This is a genomic window from Lactobacillus amylolyticus DSM 11664 (assembly GCF_000178475.1).
In the GTDB taxonomy this organism is placed as follows: Bacteria; Bacillota; Bacilli; order Lactobacillales; family Lactobacillaceae; genus Lactobacillus; species Lactobacillus amylolyticus.
In genome coordinates this window covers 1-6,885 of sequence record NZ_ADNY01000041.1, presented here as the reverse complement: position 1 = coordinate 6,885, position 6,885 = coordinate 1, and the positions used below count along the sequence as shown (strand labels likewise).

The window sequence follows — 6,885 nt, the reverse complement described above, 5'->3', positions numbered from 1 at the left end:
GACCACAGGCAAATTGTCTGTGGTCTTTGACGTTATTCTTCAGCTTTAAAGCTATTGTTAATATCCGGTTTACGTCGTCCAATTAGCCAAACGATGATTAGGACTGCAATTTCTTCGATGAAAATGTAAAGTCCTCGCAGTGGTAATTTAGTAGCGCCTAATGAAATACCAGCAATGATTGCGATTAAAATCAGGGCAATCATTGAAATCCATTGCGGTTTATCAAAAGCAATGCCGTATTTGACCTCACGTCTGCGAATACCTGGCAAGATGGCACCTAATCCAATCAGGACAACAACGGAAACAATGTTGATAATTAATTCGTACCACCAAGTGCCGCTATATTGCGCTACGTCTTGTGGCGTAATGCCCATGATTGTGGCAACTGCAGTAACGACAAGCAAGATTAAGCCAACTGTGTATGCCAGCTTGTCATTTTTAATGTAAACATATTTTGAAGAGAATGTCTTTGAATTCTTTCTGACACACATGAAGGAGTAGAAAATCCAGCAGGTAACGCCAGGAGAAACAATTCCATTCAAGTTCAAAAGCCAGTTAAAGATATCATTCATGTTAGGCAGGAAGATACCCAAAATCATAATGAAGGCTGATAATGAGACGGTTAAGATATAGCCGTTAATAGGCAAGCCGTTCTTGTCTTTCTTGCGTAAGAATTTTGGCATGTATTTTTCACCAGTATCGGAAATCAGCATTCTAGTCATCGCATCGAGCAAAACTGCAAGCAATGCGCAGTTGAAGAAGACTGAAGTCCAAGCCCAGAAGAAGAGCAGGCCCTTGCCCAAGCCATATTGTTGACCGATCATATCGAATACGTAGTAGGCACCGTTCATCTTCAAGTCATTAGGAATATGGTAGGCATTGAAGTAAATTCCTAGTGAGAAGGAACCGAAGATGGTTAAGAAAGCAGTCATCGCAGCCAAAGCAATCATCGCTTTAGGGAAGTCATATTGAGGCTTCTTCATTTGGGTGACATATGGTGCTACTAATTCACAGCCATTCATCGCATAGATCAGCATTGCAATAGTTGAGAAATAGTGCCAGTTGAAGTTAGGCAGCATCATCTTCCAAGTAAATGGCTGAGTTGCCATGTGACCACCGGATTTTGCCAAACCTACAAAAGCAAGCAATACCAGCAAAATAGTCATGACAACCATCAAGCCGCCACCAATTGTTGACAAAAGCTCCATTGACCGTGAAAAGTGATGTTCGACAATAATGAAAATGATAAACATCAAGAAAGTCAAAATAGCAAAAGTACTATTAGAAATTTTGCTTTGGAATTTTTCTGAACCGGTCAAGGCCCAACCCAGGTCAACTATGATTTCATTAGCTGAGTCAACAGCATAGGGAATTGAAGCTGCCCAGTAGGTCCATGCAGTAAAGTAGCCTAAGAATTCGCCATCAGTTCTGCGAACCCATGATGAAAGGCCACCGCCTTCTTTATTGAAGACAGAACCCAATTGTCCTACCATCAGGGAATAAGGAATAACGTAAAACAATACCATTACTACCCAAGAAAAAATAACTGACATGCCTTGGTTTTGAAAGTTGTACATGATATCGTCGATGCCGATTACTGTACACAAGTCCATCAAAAACAAGGTTTGCCAAGAAATAAACTTTTTTTCAGGATTCAATTCTTTAATTTCATCCACTTTAAATTTTTCGCCCTTTTCTAGTAAAATATTTTATTTTTGCTAGAAAATTCCTGGCGATTTATTCTTGAATCTGATATTCATTCAATAACTCTAACCCCTTATAATTTCTTCTATTTAATTTTACATAGAAAAGGGATGAAAGACTAGAGTTAACCGCTTTCTTGTTTTAACTGATGAATTCCTTGATCATTTTGAGCAGATCATTGATTTATTCGATATTCAATTCTTGTTCATCATTAAGAAACAGCTGTAAAGTTTGAATATAGAGCATCGACATTATGTCAGCTTGAAATGGCATGAGCTGGTGCTGGGTGTCAGACTGATATTTTTCAATGAAAACCTTTTGCAGTTCTTTTTTTAGCAAATATTGTCAGTTTCGATTTTTAGCAAAGTAGTAATTAGCGGCTTGTTTGTACGCAGATAATCGCCATGTATACGATAGATGCTTTCAAGCTTCTTTAGCGCTGGACCTTCATGCAATCGCTCGTCCAAAATCTCTTTAATGTTTTTTATTACATCATCTACTAGTTGGGCTAAAAGATCGTATTTATCGGTGTAATGCAGTTAGAAAGTTTGCCGGTCAATATATATGCTCTTTTAGCAATTTCACTGACTGTTACTTTGTTAAAGCTTTTTTCTTGCAGAATATCAATGAATGCCGTTTTAATGGCAGGGGTTGTTCTAATAGTTCGTAAATCTTTTTTCATAATAGTTCAATTTTATATAAAAAACCCTACAATAAACAATATTGTAGGGCATAAGCTAATAATAATTCACAATTGTAGCTATCCAATTACTTGTTTAATTTGCGGTAGCCGAAGTAGAATTGTACTATTGCTAATACAACGTTTAGACAGTTGATTGCTAAGAAACAATTGCTAAGAGCACCAGCTGGATGACTTACGCCGTAAAAGACCCAGAAGCCAATTACAACAGCGGCAACATTAATCCAAGCAAAGGTCTTTTGTAAAGATTGGTTATCAAGTTTGAACCACATCCAAATCACGTTAATTAAAAACCAAATAGCTAAAACCCAAAAAACAAACTTAAACATTTTGATATCTCCTTTGATAATTAATATGTTTTAGAATATTTAGTAAAATTTTATTTACAGTTACTATTGTAGTCACTATTATATCAGCTGGCAAATAAAATAATGCACAATAGTCAAATAATTGATGGCTGACAGATAATTGACAGTTGACAATAAATTGGCTATTAAGTCGCAAATTTTGAGGAGAAATTGATGAAGAACTTTAAATTTACTAAAACCGAAAAGATCTCTTTGACATTGGCATTGCTTGTGTTAGTCGTACTTTTTATCTCAAGTTCAATGACCTATAAGCAGCAGGAAATGGATCCAGCAGAAATTAAACGCCGGTTTGGTTTTATTGAACCGGTAATCAAAAACTGGAATATCAAATACGCCGGTGCCTGGCATAACCGAGTTTCAGATGGTGGAATAGCTGGATTTACACAATTTTTTGTTAGAAAATTGGCCCATTTCTGCACATATTTCTTATTAGGAATTTTTTCTTATTTTGGTTTAAAAAGAGTTTTTGTTTTTAAATGGATGGGACCATTCTTTGTTTGGTTTATGACTATTGCATTTGCTGCTTTTGATGAATATCACCAATATTTAACAGGTGATCGTACTCCTAGCGTTCATGATGTGATGCTGGATGGAGCTGGCAGTTTATGTGGAATTATTATTTTATTAGTTTGCTTGGCTGTTACTATGAAAATCGGGAAAAATAAAGCGATAAACCACTGATAATATTGAATTTTAATAGTGTGTGAGTTAAGATAATTAACGTTAATAATATAAATAAAAGAAAGAAGGATTCTAATGTCAGGACATTCAAAATGGCACAATATTCAAGGCCGCAAGAATGCGCAAGACGCAAAAAGAGGTAAGATTTTCCAAAAGTTATCTCGTGAAATTTATATGGCTGCAAAGAGTGGTGGTCCTGACCCTTCAGGGAATCCTAATTTGCGGATGGTAATTGATAAGGCACGTGCTAACAACATGCCAAAGAACAATATCGAACGTGCAATTAAGAAGGCTGAAGGTAACTCAGACGAACACTACGACGAAATTACTTATGAAGGCTACGCCCCAGGTGGTGTTGCTGTTTTTGTCGAAGCTTTAACTGATAACAAGAACAGAACTGCTTCAGATGTTCGTGTTGCCTTTACTCGTAACGGTGGTTCTCTTGGTGCTACTGGTTCAGTTAGCTACATGTTTGACCGTAAGGGCTACATTGTAATTGATCGTTCAACTACTGATGCTGACGAAGATCAAGTTTTGCTTGATGTTATGGACGCTGGTGGTGACGATTTGCAAACTAGTGATGATGCTTTTGAAATCTATACTGATCCTAAGCAATTCGCACAAGTTCGTGATGCTCTTGAAAAGGATGGTTACAAACTTGCTAACGCAGAATTGACCATGATTCCAAAAAACACCACTCCAGTTCCAGCAGATAAGAAGGAACAATTTGAACACTTAGTTGATGCTCTTGAAGATAACGACGATGTTCAAAATGTTTACACTGCTGCAGCAGATGATGATGAATAATTCTTAATAGAATCGTCTAGTCGAAAGGCTAGACGATTTTTTAATTTTTAAATTTTTTCGGTAAAATTCTCCTTTTTTACGTACTTAATATATAGAGGGCTAAAAAGGAGGATTTTTTTGCAAGCAAAAGAATTAATTGAAGAAATTTTGCAGCAGGCAGTTCAGAAAAGAATAAGCGATATTTTCTTTTTGCCAAAGAGTGATTGTTATCAGCTTGCTTTTCGTGAAGATAGCGGCGTGGAAGTTGTTCGAGATTTAAAGCGGCAGATGGGAATAGGATTGATCAATTATTTTAAATACGCCGCGCAAATGGATATTGCTGAACATCGCAGACCTCAAGTAGGCGCGATGAATTATTGCAATGATGAAACTGAATATTACTTGCGTTTATCCAGTTTGGGTGATTTTGATGATCAAGAATCGCTAGTCATTCGAATTATTTATCAAACTGATCAGAGCAGCTATTTTTTTCCAGAACAGTTGCAGCAAATTGTGCAGTTTAGTCGTAAGCGAGGATTAATTGTAACTAGTGGTCCCACGGGTTCAGGCAAAACAACAACGATGTATGAAATTGCCAAAAAAATTGGAGCAGGAAAAATCGTAATGACGATTGAAGATCCTGTTGAAGTACATGAGAGCAGTTTTTTGCAAGCGCAGATCAATAATGAGGCCGGCATTAATTATCAGAGCCTGTTAAAAGCGGCATTACGGCATCGACCTGATATTTTAATTATCGGTGAAATTCGTGATTCAGGAACAGCGAGACTAGCCATTGATGCTGCATTAAGTGGGCATTTGGTCTTAGCAACGGTGCACGCGAAGAGTACCTTACAGACAATTACCCGACTTGAAGGATTAGGAATTCGCAATGATGAATTAGCTAACTGTTTAACGGCGGTTTCTTATCAGCGCTTACTGCCCAAAAATGGCAGCGGCTTTTCATGCTTGATGGATATCGCTGGTGGACAAGTACTTCAAGATAATTTGATGCGCGATGTTCGTGGCGAATTCGTTTTATGGCAAGAGAATATTATCAAACTTAAAGAGGAGGGAGCCATTGATGAATATGCTTACAGTTTCTTCAAAGAAGGATAAATTAAATGGAGAAGAACAGCTCGAATTCTTAGATTATCTAAAGAGCAGTTTAAAAAACGGCTTTTCTTTGAATAGCAGTTTGGAATTAATGGCAGTTATGTGGCCCAAAAAAAGACAACTATTAATTGCTTTAAATCAGCGAATGCAAAATGGTGGGTCGCTTACAACCGAGCTTTTGCGTTTAGGTTTTTCAAAAACTACGGTTACGCAGATTAACTTGGCATTGAGTCAGGGAAATTTGGTTGAATGCTTGTCGCAGTTGACAATAATTAACCGCCTAAAGAATCAGCAGATTAAAAAGCTGTGGGTAGAACTATCATATCCTTTTGTTTTGGCAGGGATGATGATCGTCTTACTGCTTTTTATGCAGACTTTCGTTTCTACGCAATTTCAGGAAAGCAGCAATTATACCGGCGACATTATTTTATTATCTTTGGTTGTTATTATTGGCGGCGGAGTATTTTATTTTGCCAAAATGCTGACGCTACTAGCTAAACAAGATTATGCTTCTCTGAAAAAATTAAGCAAATATGCTTTTATTGGCAAAACTATTAGAACTTATGTCAACTATTTAGTGGTCTACGATATTGGAATGCTGCTTGCGAGTGGTTTTTCGTTGCAGAAAATGTGTGAATACGCTGCTAAGCAGTATGCTGGTTCATTACAGCAATATTTAGGCGAAAAAATCGGTGAAAGATTGAATCAAGGAATAAGTCTAGAAAAAATTATCAAGGAAGAAGATTTTTTGCCTGATAATTTACTGCTATTGTTGCAGAGCGGATCAAAAAGAGACAGCCTCAGCAAACGGTGTCTGCTTTTGGGTCACAGTTTGTTTACAGAATTAACAGGCAGAATTGAAAAGCTCGTTGTTAGCGTGCAGCCATTTTGTTTCATCATTTTAGGGTTATGTATTGTTGGAATGTATTTGAAATTATTGCTGCCAATGTACAGCATGATGCAGGGGATATAACGATGAAAAAGAGAGTTAAAAACTATTTAATTAATTTAATGAAAAAGAGTCGCAAACAATCAGGCTTTACCCTGATTGAAATGGTAATTGTTATTGCGATTATCGTTATGCTTTTAATCATTATCGCGCCAAATTTGGTTAACCAAAGAAATCACGCGCAAAAGAAAACGGATGAAGCGTTTGTTACGACTTTGCAAACACAGGTTGAACTTTACCAGGACAATCATCCAGGCAAAAAAGTTACCAGTTTGGACGTATTAAAAGATGGTGATTACTTGACTAAGGACCAAGAGAGCAAACTTGGAAAATATGAGATTGATAAAGATGGCAAAGTTAGACAAAAGCAATAGTAAGGGCTTCACTTTGCTCGAAGCACTGATTACTTTGTTCATCGTATGTCTATTAGCAACTGTTGGCAGTTTGCAGTTAAAAGAATATCGCACACAGCTAGTATTTTATGCCGCTATAGAAAAATTTAGGAACAGCTTTGAACGAGCAAGTCGAATGGCAGTGTTAAAGAATCAAAATGTGTGTATTGATTACAGTGAATATGACCGTTG

8 protein-coding genes are annotated in these 6,885 nt (G+C 37.1%); 6 read left to right on the top strand and 2 right to left on the bottom strand.

The features are described from left to right. Positions 1-32 precede the first annotated feature (32 nt). Positions 33-1,676, bottom strand: a complete 1,644-nt coding sequence (locus HMPREF0493_RS05080; RefSeq protein ID WP_006352236.1) for an APC family permease — start codon at positions 1,674-1,676, stop codon at positions 33-35. Between the two features lie 796 nt (positions 1,677-2,472). Continuing rightward, on the bottom strand, positions 2,473-2,733 hold the full coding sequence (locus tag HMPREF0493_RS05075) for a hypothetical protein (RefSeq protein WP_006352232.1): 261 nt from the start codon (positions 2,731-2,733) through the stop codon (positions 2,473-2,475). A 192-nt stretch (positions 2,734-2,925) separates the two neighbouring features. Between HMPREF0493_RS05075 and HMPREF0493_RS05070 the strand changes: the two genes are divergently transcribed. The 6 genes from HMPREF0493_RS05070 to HMPREF0493_RS05045 form a co-directional block, all read left to right on the top strand. After that, positions 2,926-3,453, top strand: a complete 528-nt coding sequence (locus HMPREF0493_RS05070; RefSeq protein ID WP_006352231.1) for a VanZ family protein — start codon at positions 2,926-2,928, stop codon at positions 3,451-3,453. Positions 3,454-3,528: 75 nt separating this feature from the next. After that, positions 3,529-4,260: a YebC/PmpR family DNA-binding transcriptional regulator gene (locus HMPREF0493_RS05065; RefSeq protein WP_006352230.1), complete on the top strand. Its 732-nt coding sequence runs from the start codon at positions 3,529-3,531 to the stop codon at positions 4,258-4,260. A 117-nt stretch (positions 4,261-4,377) separates the two neighbouring features. Next, positions 4,378-5,355 (top strand): competence type IV pilus ATPase ComGA, encoded by a 978-nt coding sequence (gene comGA / locus HMPREF0493_RS05060; RefSeq protein ID WP_006352229.1) that lies wholly within the window; start codon positions 4,378-4,380, stop codon positions 5,353-5,355. Further along, entirely contained in the window at positions 5,321-6,325 is a 1,005-nt protein-coding gene (locus HMPREF0493_RS05055) for a type II secretion system F family protein (RefSeq protein WP_006352228.1), read from the top strand. Before comGA ends, HMPREF0493_RS05055 begins: the two co-directional genes overlap by 35 nt. 2 nt (positions 6,326-6,327) lie before the next feature. Further along, on the top strand, positions 6,328-6,675 hold the full coding sequence (comGC, locus tag HMPREF0493_RS05050) for a competence type IV pilus major pilin ComGC (RefSeq protein ID WP_006352227.1): 348 nt from the start codon (positions 6,328-6,330) through the stop codon (positions 6,673-6,675). Then, a partial coding sequence (locus HMPREF0493_RS05045) for a pilus assembly FimT family protein (RefSeq protein ID WP_040457262.1) occupies positions 6,650-6,885 on the top strand: 236 nt, incomplete at its 3' end. The genes comGC and HMPREF0493_RS05045, both read left to right, overlap by 26 nt.